General features: G+C 67.7%; 15 protein-coding genes. 4 read left to right on the forward strand and 11 right to left on the reverse strand.

Annotated features, from left to right (window positions below):
- Window positions 1-6: 6 nt before the first annotated feature.
- Window positions 7-213 (reverse strand): hypothetical protein, encoded by a 207-nt coding sequence (locus tag KV110_RS02000; protein WP_218472834.1) that lies wholly within the window; start codon window positions 211-213, stop codon window positions 7-9.
- Between the two features lie 291 nt (window positions 214-504).
- Between KV110_RS02000 and KV110_RS02005 the strand changes: the two genes are divergently transcribed.
- The 4 genes from KV110_RS02005 to KV110_RS02020 all read left to right on the forward strand — a co-directional run bounded on the left by KV110_RS02005 (window position 505) and on the right by KV110_RS02020 (window position 4,810).
- The gene (locus tag KV110_RS02005) at window positions 505-3,165 is read left to right on the forward strand and encodes a circularly permuted type 2 ATP-grasp protein (protein ID WP_425518167.1); all 2,661 of its coding nucleotides are present in this window, start codon (window positions 505-507) and stop codon (window positions 3,163-3,165) included.
- Window positions 3,162-4,079 carry a transglutaminase family protein gene (locus KV110_RS02010; RefSeq protein WP_218472836.1) on the forward strand — a complete coding sequence of 306 codons (918 nt, stop codon included), beginning with the start codon at window positions 3,162-3,164 and terminating at the stop codon, window positions 4,077-4,079. Before KV110_RS02005 ends, KV110_RS02010 begins: the two co-directional genes overlap by 4 nt.
- Window positions 4,080-4,181: 102 nt before the next feature.
- Window positions 4,182-4,439 (forward strand): type II toxin-antitoxin system Phd/YefM family antitoxin, encoded by a 258-nt coding sequence (locus KV110_RS02015; protein ID WP_218472837.1) that lies wholly within the window; start codon window positions 4,182-4,184, stop codon window positions 4,437-4,439.
- Window positions 4,436-4,810: a type II toxin-antitoxin system VapC family toxin gene (locus KV110_RS02020; protein WP_218472838.1), complete on the forward strand. Its 375-nt coding sequence runs from the start codon at window positions 4,436-4,438 to the stop codon at window positions 4,808-4,810. The genes KV110_RS02015 and KV110_RS02020 overlap by 4 nt, the downstream gene beginning before the upstream one ends.
- A gap of 12 nt (window positions 4,811-4,822) precedes the next feature.
- Here KV110_RS02020 and KV110_RS02025 read toward each other — a convergent pair whose 3' ends face one another.
- The 10 genes from KV110_RS02025 to KV110_RS02070 all read right to left on the reverse strand — a co-directional run bounded on the left by KV110_RS02025 (window position 4,823) and on the right by KV110_RS02070 (window position 14,753).
- Window positions 4,823-5,620, reverse strand: a complete 798-nt coding sequence (locus tag KV110_RS02025; protein ID WP_218472839.1) for an ABC transporter ATP-binding protein — start codon at window positions 5,618-5,620, stop codon at window positions 4,823-4,825.
- On the reverse strand, window positions 5,617-6,684 hold the full coding sequence (locus KV110_RS02030; RefSeq protein ID WP_218472840.1) for a taurine ABC transporter substrate-binding protein: 1,068 nt from the start codon (window positions 6,682-6,684) through the stop codon (window positions 5,617-5,619). Before KV110_RS02030 ends, KV110_RS02025 begins: the two co-directional genes overlap by 4 nt.
- A complete protein-coding gene (locus KV110_RS02035) occupies window positions 6,681-7,568 on the reverse strand; it encodes an ABC transporter permease (protein WP_218472841.1) in 888 nt (295 codons plus the stop codon). Before KV110_RS02035 ends, KV110_RS02030 begins: the two co-directional genes overlap by 4 nt.
- 143 nt (window positions 7,569-7,711) lie before the next feature.
- On the reverse strand, window positions 7,712-8,146 hold the full coding sequence (locus tag KV110_RS02040; protein ID WP_135234392.1) for a hypothetical protein: 435 nt from the start codon (window positions 8,144-8,146) through the stop codon (window positions 7,712-7,714).
- A gap of 58 nt (window positions 8,147-8,204) precedes the next feature.
- Entirely contained in the window at window positions 8,205-8,894 is a 690-nt protein-coding gene (locus KV110_RS02045; RefSeq protein ID WP_343224163.1) for a DUF2637 domain-containing protein, read from the reverse strand.
- A 183-nt stretch (window positions 8,895-9,077) separates the two neighbouring features.
- Window positions 9,078-9,788: a type 1 glutamine amidotransferase gene (locus KV110_RS02050; protein WP_218472843.1), complete on the reverse strand. Its 711-nt coding sequence runs from the start codon at window positions 9,786-9,788 to the stop codon at window positions 9,078-9,080.
- Window positions 9,785-11,062, reverse strand: a complete 1,278-nt coding sequence (locus tag KV110_RS02055; RefSeq protein WP_218472844.1) for a MurT ligase domain-containing protein — start codon at window positions 11,060-11,062, stop codon at window positions 9,785-9,787. The genes KV110_RS02050 and KV110_RS02055 overlap by 4 nt, the downstream gene beginning before the upstream one ends.
- An 80-nt stretch (window positions 11,063-11,142) precedes the next feature.
- Complete coding sequence (locus KV110_RS02060) at window positions 11,143-11,793, reverse strand: pyridoxamine 5'-phosphate oxidase family protein (protein ID WP_393538180.1); 651 nt, start codon at window positions 11,791-11,793, stop codon at window positions 11,143-11,145.
- Between the two features lie 41 nt (window positions 11,794-11,834).
- On the reverse strand, window positions 11,835-13,610 hold the full coding sequence (locus tag KV110_RS02065; protein ID WP_218472845.1) for a hydroxysqualene dehydroxylase: 1,776 nt from the start codon (window positions 13,608-13,610) through the stop codon (window positions 11,835-11,837).
- A gap of 192 nt (window positions 13,611-13,802) precedes the next feature.
- Window positions 13,803-14,753, reverse strand: a complete 951-nt coding sequence (locus KV110_RS02070; protein ID WP_218472846.1) for an EamA family transporter — start codon at window positions 14,751-14,753, stop codon at window positions 13,803-13,805.
- Window positions 14,754-14,833: the final 80 nt, after the last annotated feature.

The raw sequence follows: 14,833 nt of genomic DNA on the forward strand, positions 1-14,833 counted from the left end.
TCCGGTTCAGGCCAGGCGACGGGCCGTGTCCGGCTCGGCGCAGGCGCAGCCGCCCGCCACGTCGGCGCAGTCGACGACGAAGGTGTGCCGGACGTAATCGAGATCTACGCAGTCGCCCTCGGTGCACTCGGTGAGCCTGCCCGCATGGACGATGAGGGTGCCGTGACAGTGGTCGACGGCGGATTCGCAGGATGAACAATCCGGCGCACGCATGTGACCTCCCGACGAGATCGGTTCGTTATCTTTTGTCTACCACTCCCGCGCTCCGCGCTGCGGGAGATCGGCGATGTGTGTCGCGTCGCGGTCTCGGTGCGCAGGCTGCCGGGCCATGTCTGCGCTGGTGTGGTGAACTTGCTGCATGGGCATCGAGGTGTCGCTCGACCACCGGACCCGCCACGCCGTCGATCGGCGGCGAGTGCGCCCGCTGGAAGCGCGGGCGGGGCGGTGACGATCCGCGAGGACGCGCGACCCGAATCTACTGCCGGGGCAGACGTCCGCGAGCAGGTGATCGAGCAGTTCGCCCGCTACCGCGCCGAGAGCGCCGCGTCCGGCGCCCGCGACGAATGCGGCAGGCCCACCGAGGGCTACTACGACGAGCTGGTGGCCCCCGACGGCACCGTGCGCCGGATGTGGTCGGAGCTGTCCGCGGATTTCGTCGAGATCGGCACCGCCGGGCTGGGCAGGTTGCACAGCCGGGTGCGCAGGCTGGTCGAGGACGACGGCATCACCTACACCGAATTCGGCGAGTCGGGGGAAACACAGAACGCGCCGTGGCGGCTCGACCCCATTCCGCTGCTCGTCTCCGTCGACGACTGGAGCCGGCTGGAGGCGGGGCTGGTGCAGCGCTCGCGGGTGCTCGACGAAGTGCTCACCGATATCTACGGGCCGCGCCGGATGCTCACATCGGGGCTGCTGCCACCCGAAGTGATCTTCGGCAGTAACGGTTATGTGCGTGCCGCGCACGGCATCACGGTGCCGGGGCGGCACCAGCTGTTTCTGCATGCCTGCGACGTCAGCCGCTGGAGCGACGGCCAGTTCCGGGTGGTCGCCGATTGGGCGCAGGCACCATCGGGCGCCGGGTACGCCCTCGCCGACCGCAGGGTGGTGTCGACGGCCATCCCGGAGGCGTTCGAACATTCCAATCCGAAGCCGCTCACGCCGTTCGTCCGGGCGATGCGCCTGATGCTCATCGAATCCGCGCAGGCGGTCGAGGACGATGATCCGGTCGTGGTGGTGCTGAGCCCCGGCGTGCATTCCGAGACCGCCTTCGATCAGGCCTATTTGGCGTCGATGCTCGGGTTCCCGCTGGTGGAGAGCGCGGACCTGGTGGTGCGCGACGGCGCGCTGTGGATGCGGTCGCTCGGCACCCTGAAACGGGTCGATGTGGTGCTGCGTCGCGTGGACGCGGAATTCGCCGATCCGCTTGACCTGCGGCCGGATTCGCGGCTCGGGGTGGTCGGCTTGGTCGAGGTGCTGCGCCGTGGCGCGGTGACCGTGGTGAACACCCTCGGCAGCGGATTGCTGGAGAACCCCGCGTTGGCACGGTTCCTGCCCGAACTGTCCAGGACGTTGCTCGGCGAGGAGCTGCTGCTCGACAGCGCGCCGTCGTACTGGGGCGGTGACGACACCGAGCGGGCGCATCTGGTGCGCAACCTGGACCGGCTGATCATTCGGTCGGTGGTGGACGGCGCCACCGTGTTCGGCCCCGAATTGTCGGCCGCGCAGTGCGCGGAATTGCGGGCCAGGATCGAGGTTACCGGCTGGCAGTGGGTCGGACAGGAACCCGCGCAGTTCTCCGTGGCACCGGCCGTCGAAGGGTACGGCGGACTCACCCCGGCACCGGTCGGCATGCGGTTGTTCTCGCTGGCCCGGCGCGGCGGTTACACGGCGATGACCGGTGGTCTCGGTCAACTGGGTCAGCGCATCGAGCCGGACGACTCGATCGTCAAGGTGGCCGCGAAGGACATCTGGGTCAGGGCAGCACCGAGTGCCGTTCCAGCGATGGGCACCGAGGCGCCGCGCGAGGAACGTGAACAGCGCACCGTCGCGGGCGCGGCTGCCGTCACTTCGCCGCGTGTGCTGAACGACCTGTACTGGATGGGCCGGTACGGCGAACGCGCCGAAGCCGCCGCTCGCCTGCTCATCGCCACCCATGACCGCTACCGGGACTACCGCTACCGGCCCTGGCTCGACGGTGCCGAGGCGCTGCCGGTCCTGATGCGGGCGCTGGCGCGGACGACCTCGACCGTCGCCCCGGCTGCCGAGCTGACCGATGTCAGCGCCGCGGCGGACGCGGAAGCCGTTGTAGAGCAGGGTGATTCGATCGCAGACCAGGGACTCGGTCCGGCTACCGGAGCGGCGGTGTCGCGCGCGGGGCACGACTACCTGGTGGCGTTGACGATCGACCGAGAACTGCCCGGGTCCCTGGCTTTCGCGATCGATCGGTACGAGAACGCCGCGCGTGCGGTGCGTGACCAGTTGTCCGGCGATACCTGGATGATCCTGAGTGCGGTGGATCGAGCGCTCGCGGAGTTCCGTGGTGGCGAGGGCGACCGGGAGAGTGAGCTGGCCGCGGTGCACTCGCTGACCCTGGCGGCGCTGCTCGCTTTGTCCGGCATCGGCGCCGAGTCGCTGGTTCGCGATTCCGGTTGGTACGTCATGGATATCGGTAAGCGGATCGAGCGGGGATTGGCGTTGACGGCGTTGCTGTCGGCGGCGCTGACTCAGGAATTCCCGGAGGAGGCCGAACGGGTGGTCACCGAGTCGGTGCTGCGGGCGGCCGAGTCCCAGGTGAGTTACCGTCGCAGGCACCGGGATTCGGTGCGGGTCGCCGCGGTCGCCGGGCTGCTGCTGTTCGATACCGCCAACCCGCGCTCGCTGGCCTACCAGCTGGAGTGCATCGATGCCGACTTCCAGGCGCTGCCCGGTGCGTCGGGATCGACGCGGCCGCAACGCTTGCTCGCCGACGCCCAACGCATGCTGCGCCGGCTCGATTCGGACGATCTCGAGGTGACCGACGACGCGGGTGTCCGCACCGAACTCGCCGACCTGCTCGAGGGTGTGCACCTGCGGCTGCGCAAGCTGTCCGACTCCTTCGAAACCTCGAAACTGTCGCTGCCCGAAGGTTTTCAACCGCTGTGGGGTAGCACGCGGGTGGTCGGATGAGCGGCCAGGACGGTCGCGCCCGGCGTTATCGGGTGGCACACCGCACCACCTACTGCTACTCCGACGACGTGCACAGTTCCTACGGGCGCGCCTACCTGACGCCGCGCGAATTCCCCGGCCAGCGGCTGCTCGCGCACGACATCTCGATCGAGCCCGCGCCCTCGGATCAGTCCATCGGCTCGGATGTGTACGGCAACACCACCTCCTACTTCCATGTCACCGACGAGCACCGGGCCCTGGTTGTCGCGGGCGAATCCATTGTCGAGGTGGATCGTCCGGACCACACCGCCGTCTGCCCGGCGGCCCAGCCGTGGGAGAACGCGCGCCCGACCGGCGCGACGGGCCCGCTGGCCGTGGAGTTCACCCTCGACCTGTACCCGCCCGAGATCACCCCCGAGGTCACGGCGTACGCGGCGGAATCGTTGACGCCCGGCCGCCCGCTGCTGGCGGCGGTGGCCGAACTCAACAGCCGCATCTACCGTGACTTCACCTACCGGTCCGGCTCCACCACCGTCTCCACCCGGGTCGCCGACGTGTTCGCGGCCCGCAACGGCGTCTGCCAGGACTTCGCGCGCATCGCGGTGGCCTGCCTGCGCTCACACGGCCTGGCCGGCCGCTACGTCTCCGGCTACCTGGCCACCGATCCTCCGCCGGGCCGGGAGCGCATGGTCGGCGCCGACGCCACCCACGCCTGGGCCGCCGTCTGGGTGCCTGGCAGCGACCAGCACGACCGAACCGGTCACTGGATCGACTTCGATCCCACCAACGACCAATTCGCCGACGAGCGCTACGTCACCGTCGCCTGGGGCCGCGACTACGCCGACGTCGCCCCACTACGCGGCATCATCTACACAGACGCCAAGGACAGCACCATCACCGTCTCGGTCGACGTCTCCCCGGTGCAGGCGCAATAGCCCGTGCGGGTTTCCGCTTGTCCGAGTCACCGGTAGTCGGGCGGGGGAACGTACTGGCTACGTCGAGCTAAGTGGACTAACCTCTTAGCTAAGGAGGTGGCCATGTCCGGAGGCGCGGCCGAGCAGTACAACATCCACGATGCGAAAACGAACCTGTCACGAATCATCGAGCGCGTCGAGCGTGGCGAGGAGATTGTCATCAGTCGTGCTGGTCACCCCGTCGCGAAGGTGGTCCCGCTGATCCGCAAGGTGAACCGTGGCGGACGAGGCTCCCTTCGTGGCAGGCTCGTGCTGGCTCCGGACTGGGACTCGGATGAGACAAATGCCCAGATCGCTGACGACTTCGGTACCACGTCGTGAGCTTGCTGCTGGACACCCACGTGGTGCTGTGGTGGCTGACCGACGACCCAGCGTTGTCCGACGAACTGAAGGAGCGGCTCGATCACGACCCGGACATCTACGTGAGTGCGGCGACGGTCTGGGAAGCCGCCATCAAACAAGCCCTCGGCAAGTTGGTCGGGCCGGTCGATCTGCCCGAGCACATCAGGGGCAGCGGGTTTGCTCCGCTGCCTATCGACTACGAGCACGCCATCGTCGCCGCCCGGCTGCCGCTGATCCACCGCGATCCGTTCGACCGAATCCTAGTGGCACAGGCGCAATGCGAGAGTCTCACGCTGGTGACGCATGATGCGTGGTGTCAGAAGTATGAGGTCGCTGTCCTCGCCGTGTGAGTGCTGGATCCCTCAGCCATGGGCGGCGTAGATGTGGGCTGAGACTTCGTCGCGCATGGTGGTGAAGGCGGGGTGGGCGCGGGTTGTGGCGAAGGAGGGGGTGGGGAGGTCGGCTTTGAAGGAGGTCGGTTTGTCGTAGATGATGCGGCCGGGGCGGGTGCCCATGACCAGGACGCGGGTGCCGAGGAGTAGGGCTTCGTCGATGCTGTGGGTGACGAAGAGGACTGTTTTTCGGCGGTCGCGCCACAGGGTGAGCAGTTCGCCTTGCAGTTTTTCGCGGGTGAGTGCGTCCAGGGCGCCGAAAGGTTCGTCCATCAGGATGATCTGGGGATCGTTGACGAGAACGCGGGCGATCTGGGCGCGTTGTTGCTGGCCGCCGGACAGTTCGTAGGGTCGGCGGCCGCCGAGGTGGTCGAGGCCGACCAGGGCGAGCATGCGTTCGGCCTCGGCGGTGCGCCGATCACGCGGCACGCCACGGACTTTCGGGCCGAACTCGACGTTCTGCCGGACCGACAGCCAGGGATAGAGATTGGACTGCTGGAAGACGACGCCGCGGTCCGGGTCGGGTCCGGTGACCTGGCGACCGCCGACCCGCACCGTGCCTTCGCTCGGCTCGAGAAACCCGGCGAGTATGTTCAGCAGCGTCGACTTTCCGCAGCCGGAAGGGCCTACGACACAAACGAATTCGCCGCCCTCGATGGTCAGATCGGTCGGCGCGAGCACCGGCGTCGGACCGGCATCGCCGCGGTAGGTCTTGCTCACCCCGGCAAGGACGACGCGCTGCCGGACGAGCTCGTCGCCCGCCGTCACGAGGTCGCCCCTTCGGCCGCGTCGGCGTAAATACCGTTCCGGTAGGCGGATTCGTCACCGACCGCGTCGATGCCGCCCTGGCTCAACAGGAATTCGGCCGTCTTGCGCAGATCGCCGCCGAACCCGCCACCCAGATACTTCACGTCGGCCTGCTCAGCCGCGCGGAGGTAGGTGTATCCGGCCAGCTGCGGTCCGACCAAGGTCGGCTCGATGCCGAGCTGCGCGCCGAGCGAGACCGCCGCGGCCTCCGGCTCGGTTCGCAGCTGATGTACCGCGTAGTCCTGCAACTGCGCCCAGACCACCGCGAATCGCGGGTTGTCATCGAGGAACTCGGTACGCGCGACCGCCAGATCGAAGGTGGGCGCGCCCGCGGCGGCGGTGTCGGCACTGGAAGTGACGATGTGCCCGCCGGATTCGATGAGCTTCGACAGGGTCGGATCCCACACCCAAGCCGCGTCGATCTGATCGCCGTTCCAGGCACCGGGGATCGCATCCGGCTTCATGTTGATCAGCTGCACATCATCGGCCAGCCCCGCCTTGCCGAGCGCGGCGAGCAGGCTGTAATGCGCGGTGCTGCCGAACGGTGTCGCGATGCGCTTGCCCCGCAGCGCTGGCACTGCGGTGACCGACTTGTCCTTGGCGACCAGCGATTCCGACGTGCCGATGACATCGTGGATCCACAGCACCCGCACCGGCAGGTGCAACGGCGCGGACAGCGCCTTGGTCGCCGGGCTCGACCCCATGGTGCCGATGTCGAGACTGCCCGCGCCGAACGCCTGGACCACGTCCGCACCCGAGGAGAACTGGCTCCAGGTGATTTTCGCGTTCGGCAGGCAGGCGGCGAGCAGGCCGCGATCCTTCACGAACAGATCGGCATTGGGGATCGCCTGGAAGCCGAGTCTGGCCGCCGTGGTGACGCTCGGGTCGGGGGCGAACGGGCAGGTCGCCGGTGTCCCCGTGGCTCCGGTGTCGCCGCGGCCGGATTCCACGCACCCGGTGATCGTCGCGGCAACGGCCGCAATGGCGAGGGCGGTCGTGACGACCCGGCGGACTGCGGATTTCATACCTTGCCTTTCCACGGAACCGCCTTGGCGCCGACGAACTTGATGACCGAGTCGAGCACCAGTGCGGCGCAGCCGATCACGATGATGCAGGCGATGGTCAGCGGCGTATTCAGCTGCGTGCCCGCGATATACGCGAGGCCGCCGATGCCGGGGATGCCGTTGTTGAGCTCGGCGGCCACCACGGTGGTCCAGGCGAACGCGGTGGCGATCCGGATGCCGCCGATCACCTCCGGCAGCGTCGCGGGCAGCACAACGCGCGAAATGACCTGGGCCCGACCGGCGCCCAGCGAGCGGGCGGCATTCAGGTAGTCCTGCTTCACCCCGGTAACGCCGCTCAGCGTGGCGACGGCGATGGGTGGGAACGCGGCGAGGAAGAGCAGCCAGATCTTCGACAGATCGCCGATGCCGAACCAGACGATCAGCAGACCGATATAGCCGAGCGGCGGCAGTGACCGCAGAAAGTTCAAAATCGGCTCGGTGACCAGCCGCACCGGCGTGAGCATGCCCATCACGAACCCGACCAACGGGCCCACCACGATCGCGATGCCGACCCCGGCGCCGATCCGCTGCAGGCTGGCCAGCAGATGCTCCCACAGGTAATAGTTCTGCTCACCGATCACCGTGCGATCCACACCCGCCGCGATCCGATGCCGGGAGTTGGCCCGTACGAACGCGTCCCACACCGCATGCGGCGACGGCAGATAGAGCGGATCGACCAGGTGGGCCGCGGTGATCACCGCCCACAGGCCGAGCACTAGCAACAGCGCCGCGACACGGGTCAGTGCCGGAACCAGCAGGCGACGATAGTTCCTCGGACGCCGCGGTGCCTCGGCAGGCGTGTCTACACCGACTGTCGGCGTTTCCGGCGTGGTAACAGCGGTCATCCGGCGCTCCGGTGAAGGCCCACGTCGGGCACGGCACTCTCCTCGTAATTCGGCAAACCTCGACGCTATCGGTGCCGACTGGATCGAAGGAGAGTTAAGAACGCCGTGAACTTAATTCGCCGCCGCGGCGCACGGCGGCCCGATCAACCTATTCCGTTGACGCTGCCGTTCATGCCGACGTGCTCCCCGATGTTCCCCGCCAGCCACTGGTTCTGCGCCAAGGTCTCGAAAACACAGATCAGCAGCAACTTACGGCTGCGCCTGCTGACCGAGTACTCGAGATCGGGCGCGGCCTCCGGACCGCGCAACGCGCTGGAGATGCCTTTACGCAGGTTCGGCTCGGACAACAACCAGAACAATTCCGGCCCGATCAACACCGATTGCCCGCCGGTCTCGTGGAACCAGCGACCGGCGAATTCGATCAGCAGATCGGTGAACGCGTCGCCGCTTTCCACCGCCTCGGTGAGTTGGCTCAGCGCGCCCGACCGGTCGACACTGCTTTGGATCACCGAGGCTAGCCTGCTCGCTACTTCCCGAAACTGATCGACGTCCTGGTCCTGCCAGACTGTGAGAGACATGCGTTTTCTCCATCGAAGTAGTCGAGCGCGGATGAGTTACGTGGGTGCCGCCGCCGGACTAACGGTGATTGAGCGGGACGAGCTTGCGTCCGTCGGCGGCGTCGAAAGTGTTGAAGCGCATCGGTGTATTCGGTCCGGTACTGAAGGGCGCCGCGGCCTGCGGGGTCGGCTTGGCGTGATCGTGCCCATTGAGCTGCGGCGACGTCACCATCTCCGGTACCTCCTCCGCCGCGGGCTGCGCCACTGCCGCGGGAGCGAAGATCGATCGTGACCCGGTGCTGCGGGCCAGCAGGATCAGGGTGAGGTGGACGGCGAACAGCAGGGTCAGCGGCATCCCGGCGTAGATGATCAAAGACACCGGCCCACCGCCGATCTCCCGCGCGTACTCGATATTTCCGGCCACCGACACCATTGTCGAAATGACGAAAAGCGCCGTCGCATACCACCAGCCGGCACTGCGTTTCGGGAATGAGGCGGTAGCGACAATGGCGCCGACCACCAGGCCGTCGATGGCGATCGGCACATTCGCCGCCAGCTCGGCTTCGACCAGGTTGCGCACGGCCAGGTGGTGTAGTGCGGCAAAAGACATCTCGAACGCCTTGAACGCCACCACCGACGAAACGATCAGCGACAGGTATAACGGGCGCGGTCGTAGGATGCTGCGCCAGCGCGTCCAAACCAGAGGACGGCGTGGCAATACCGGCTGCTCCATTGATTCGGCAGATAAGCCCGGCGTGATCGTCGTCATAGCGGCGAGCGTAGCGTGCGAATAGCTCTACGCGCCGGAGCCGATCGGGTCGAGTCGCGTCGGATCGACATTGTTGCCGAACAGTGGGGACAACAATCGCACACGATCGACACAGTTCCACCTGAAAAGGCAGGCGGGTCAATTATGCCGACACCGGCCGCGTATCGCGCTGCGGCGGAGTTGCTACGCCCGCAGGCGTTCGCGCCGAAGTTGCTCGACTTCCGGCATGGCGAGCGGGGCCAGCTCCGCCACACCGAGCGCGCGCGCAAGCAGCAGGTCGGCGAGTTCGGGATTGCGGGCCAGCGCGGGGCCGTGCATGTAGGTGCCGATCACCGAACCCTGCACCACGCCTTCGAGACCGTCCCCGACACCGTTGCCGACGCCGCGGGTGATCCGCGCAAGCCCGGTCGCTGCGCCACCGAGTTTCGTGCCGCCACGGTGGTTTTCGAAGCCGGTCAGGGCCGCGGTGAGCTCGGCGAGCATGGGCGTGGTGGTCACCTCGCCGATCGCGCGCTCGGTGCGCGGGGCGGTGGTGACGTCGATCATCCCGACGCCGTCGACGCGCTCGCCCGACGATGTTTCGTACCACTGGCCGAGCACCTGGATGGCGGCGCAGATGGCCAGCACCGGAGCGCCTTTCGCGGCGGCCTGCTGCAGGCCCGGGTAGCGCTGCAGATGCCGGGTAGCCAGTCGCTGCGCCGAATCTTCGGCGCCGCCAAGGGTATAGATGTCCAGCGACTCGGGAACCGGGTCGGCCAGGGTGATTTCGACGACCTCGGCGTCGTAGCCGCGCAGCCGCAACCGCTGCCGCAGCACCAGCGCGTTGCCGCCGTCGCCGTAGGTACCCATCACGTCGGGCAGCACCAGTCCGATGCGCACGGTCGATTCACTCATGACTTGGCCTCGAGGTCGCGGTTGAGGTCCCGGAACGCGGTGTAGTTGGCCAGCACCTCGACGTGCCCGGCCGGGCAGGAGGCGATGGCGCGCAACGGGTTCGGCACGGTGGTGTGTTCGACGCCCGCGTAGGTCAGGCGCACCGCGAGATCGGTGGCCCGCTCGCCTGCTGCGACCACCTGGACGCCTTCGAAATGTTCGAACCGCACATCCCACAGCCAGGACAGGTCCTCGCCGTCGGGAACCTGTCCGTTCACCGCGATCACGAGTCCGGCCGAGGAGGGTTCGATCATCGACAACGCTTCCTGCCAGCCCGCCGGGTTCTTCGCCAGCAGCAGTCGCGCGGCATGCTCGCCGACCTGCACCGTTCGATAGCGGCCCGCGATCTCGCGCACCGTGCCGGTCGCCGCGACTGCCTCGGCGGGGTCCGCACCGAGCGCGACCGCCGCGGCGACCGCCTGCGCGGCGTTGCCCCGGTTGGCCCGGCCGGGCAAGGCCAGCTTCAGCGGCAGTCGCAGTCCGTCGGGGCCGACGAGGTCTTCGCCGTCGAGCCACCAATTCGGTTCGGGCCGTTCGAAATCCGCGCCGGTGCTGCGCCAGTGTTCACCCACCCCGCCGGCTCCGCCGGCTGCCGTCCCCGAGTGTTCACCCTCCCAAACGATCGGCTCACCGCTGCGCGGGCAGCTGGTGGCGTCCATCGACCAGCCGCTGCCCGCCGCCACCCACACCACATTCGGGTGGTCGTAGGCGATCGAGGTCACCAGCACGTCGTCGCAGTTGGCGATCACGACGGTGTCGGGGTGGCGGGCCAGACCGGCGCGCAGCTTGCGCTCGATCATGTTGATCTCGCCGACGCGGTCCAGCTGGTCGCGGCTCAGGTTCAGCAGCACCACCGCGGCCGGGTTCAGCGCGTCGGTGACGTGCGGCAGATGCAGTTCGTCCACCTCGATCGCGGCGAGCGGCGCGCCACGATGGGCACTGAGCGCGGCCACGATGCCCGCGTCCATGTTGGCGCCGTCGGCCTGGGTGGCCACTTCGCCGAGGGTGCTGAGCGCCGCGGTGGTCATCCGCGTCGTGGTGGATTTGCCGTTGGTGCCGGTCACCAGCACCGTGCGCCTGCCGCGGCCGAGCTGGTCCATGATCGTCTTATCGATCTGCAGGGCGATGAGCCCGCCGATCATCGATCCCTTGCCTCGTCCCGCCTTCTGCGAGGCCCACGACGCTGCCGCCGCGGCCCGCAGTGCGATACGCCCGCGCACCGAAATGTCTGCCACGCCGCGAGTCTATGTTCGACCGGGCCGCCCGGCGCGCCCCGGCCCGGTGGTGTAGCCCACCCGGACCGCCGAGGGGGCGGTCAGCCCTGGTAGAGCTTGGCGTTGTAGTTGGCGGGGGTGTAGTGATGTTCCAGTTCTTCGATGGTTTCGGTCACGTCCGACTGAACCTCCTTGACCAGCCGGGCCCAGCTGGGGAGGTTGTCGGTGGGCCACTGGTCGGGCTCCCACAGGTGGCTGCGCAGGAATGCCTTGGCGCAGTGGAAGAAGATCTGCTCGATGTCGACCTCGACGGCGAGGATCGGGCGGTGGCCGCGCACCACCATGTCGTCGAAATACGGAGCGTCGCGGACGAGCCGGGCGCGGCCGTTGATCCGTAGCGTCTGGCTGCGGCCCGGAATGACGAACAGCAGGCCGACGTGGGGATTGGCGAGGATGTTCAGGTAGCCGTCGGCGCGCCGGTTGCCCGGGCGTTCGGGGATCGCGATGGTCCGGTCGTCCAGCACGCGGACGAAACCCGCCGGGTCGCCCTTCGGTGACGCGTCGCAATTACCCTCGGCGTCGCTGGTGCTCATGACGAGGAACGGGGTCGCGGCGATCCACTCGCGATCCCTCGGGTGCAGCGTGACGCGTTCCTTGCTCACGGCGCGGGGTGGCACCTCGCCGAGTAGTCGCCGCAGTTCGGCCGGGTCGGTGATCTGATCGCTGCTCGCACGCATACCCGATTCAAGCATCGTCACCCGGAACCCGTTCCGCCGCCGGGAGATCGAGCACCTCAGATCGGGACGTCGAACAGGTTGGGCTGGCCCGCGGCGTAGCGATCCGCGTCGATCCGGCGCAGCGGTTCCAGCTCGGTCGCGCGGTACAGCGTGAACATCCGGCAGCGTTCGGCGTTCGAGCCCGCCACGTCGAGCAGTGCGTTCACCGCCGCCCGTGCGGACTCGTTGGCGCCCTCCATAGTGGCGAGGTCAACGTTGGTGCGGACGTAATCGCCTGCCAGGAACAGGTTTTCGAGGGCGCCGTGCGGTTCCGGCCGGAAGTCCCACGAGCCCGCGGTGTTGATCAGCAGCGGGTCGGCGTTGGCGTTGCGGCGTTGGCCAGGCTGCCAGGTGATGCCGGGGTCGAGGAACCACGAGTGCAGGTCGGCGTCGTGCAGCAGCTCGCCGCGGTCGTCGAGATGTGCCGTGATCTGGGCCCATACCTCGCGGGCGATCTCCTCATGGGTGCATTCCTTGGCGGGCTTGCCGAACAGGATGCCCGGCGTGTTCCAGTCGGAGATGTCGACCGACAGGCAATCCTGCACGGTGCCGTCGCCGAACTCGCTGAATTTGGTTGTCCACAACTGGTTCTGGGTGATCGAGGTGAGCGCCCACGGTGCGTCGATGTAGGCGGTGTGGCCCTTGGAGATATCGGCGGGCCTGCGCAGATAGAACTGGATGCCGTTCATCCAGTCGGTGACGAGTTGGTCCATACCGGCCAATTCGGGGCGCACGGCGAGCACGTCGGACGACCACAGGGCACGTGCCTGCTCGGCGGGCATGGCGACCACGAAATAGTCGGCGTCGATGCTGCGCTGCGCGCCGGTCTGGTCCACGATGCGGGCCGCAATGATCCGGCGATCACGCAGCTCGAGCTCGCGCACCTCGGCGCCGAGCACGAATCGCACGCCTAGCTCGCGCATCCGCTGGAGCCACGGCTCGATCCAGACGGCGTTGGTCGGCCCGTTCAGGACGCGGTCCAGGCCGCCGTCGTTGCCGACCTCGGCCGGGTTGCCGAGGAACTGTTCACCCATGTTGCCGATGGTGCGGACGCTGGCGACGTCCTCCTTCGCCGCGACCATGATGCTGGTCAGCGTGCGGGACAGCAGCGCGCGGAATTCGTGGGAACGCGCGTGGCCGCCGACGTACGCACGCCAGGAGGTGTGCTCCCACTGGCCGAACCGGCGGGCGTCGCAACTGGTGTTGAACACCAGCAGGCGGTCGGCGAAATAGAGGCCTTCGTTGGCGGGCATTTTCAACGCGGTCGCGAGCGTGGCACCGAGGGTTTCGCGAAAGGTGTCCGGCGAGAACGCCATTCGGGAACGCGGGCCGAGTGGCAGCCGGAAGTCGTCGCCGTCGCGCCGGGCGAAGCGCGCCTCCGGCACCGCGATCAGGTTGTTCCATACGCCATTCGGGTTGCCCGCGAAGGGGATTCGCCGCATGGTGTCCGGCACATGTTGATAGAAGCCGGGGAAGAAGCGAAAACCGTGTTCACCGGGTAGGTCCGGCCGTCCCGCGGATCCGGTGCCGGGCACCGGCACGCTGCGTGCCTTGCCGCCCCAGGCGCGTCGCTCGAAAATCGTTACCTGGAAACCGCGTTCGGCCAGTTCGTGCGCCGCGGTCAAGCCCGCGACACCACCGCCGAGCACCGCGACCCGTCTGCCGCCCGCACTGCCCGCGGCAGGCCCAGGTCTCAGCGCACCACCGATCAGTGCCCCCGATGCCACTACCCCCGCCGCAGCCGTTCCGCGAAGTACTGCCCTCCGCGAAACGGCCCACCGATTTTCTGCCATGCGCCGCTCTGTGCCTAGCCTCGGAAACCTTTGTTACACGCTGTCACTACTGTAAAGCGCCAGGTCCACCCCGCTTCACTCGCCACCCCCAAGCTAGCCACCGCACGTGATCACAGACCTGCCATACGGTTCACAGGGCATGTAGCGTCTGTGAACCGAGTGGCGGGTCTGTGGATTCTTTGACGGGCTCGTTCAGGCTTTGGCCAGTTGCTTTGGCTGCCCTGCCGCCGCGTCCAACTCGATGGCCTGGTCGGGAGCGACAGTTCGGCGTTTGCCCGAGGTGGCGGCGAAGGCGCCCGCGATGACGACGACCCCGCCGACAAGCGATAGCGGAGTGGGGGTTTCGTCGAGGAACGCCCAGGCGGCGGCGATGCCGACGACCGGAACGAGCAGGGAAAACGGCGCGACGATGCCAGCGGGGTAGCGGCTCATCAGGTAGGTCCACAGACCGGTGCCCGCGATTGTCGCGAGCACCACGATGTAAGCGAGGGCCGCCAGGGCAGGCCAGCCGGTCGAGGAGAACGACTCGACCAGAGCGTGTACCCCGGTGGTCGGGCCTTCGGCGAAGGCGGACAGCGCGAACATCGGCAGTGGCGGGATGGCCGTCGTCCACAGCATCAGATGCAGCGGATTGATGCCGGGGGATTCGGTAGTGGCTTGCCGGGCACCGATATTGCCGAATGCCCAGCCGAGCCCGCCCGCCAGCGTGAGCAGCACGGGCGCCAGCGTGGCGTGTTCGAGCCGGTCCCAGCCGATCACCGTCATACCGGCCATCGCGACGGCGATGCCAGCGACCTGGAGCGGCCGGATGCGTTCGCGCAGGAACAGCGTGCCGAGCAGCACGGTGAACGGTGCGGAGGATTGCAGCACCAGCGAGGCAAGGCCGGTCGGCATGCCCACCCGCATGGCGGTGAACAGGAACGCGAACTGCAGGATGCCGAACCCGATGCCGTACAACAGGATCCAGCGCATCCGCACCTGCGGGCGCGGAATGAACAGCAGCACGGGGACCGCGATGACCGCGAAGCGCAACGCCGCGAAGAAGAAGGGCGGGAAGTGGTCGAGCCCGATGCGGATGGCGAGGAAGTTCAGTCCCCAGAGCAGGACGACGGTCAGTCCGAGCAGGCGGTCACGAGTGGTCACGCCTCCAATCGTGAGGTCAGCGAACCATCAGAACAATCGAATTAATGTGCACTATTGATGTAGTTTTGCTTCATGATCCG

It is taken from the genome of Nocardia iowensis, assembly GCF_019222765.1.
GTDB classification, from domain to species: domain Bacteria; phylum Actinomycetota; class Actinomycetes; order Mycobacteriales; family Mycobacteriaceae; genus Nocardia; species Nocardia iowensis.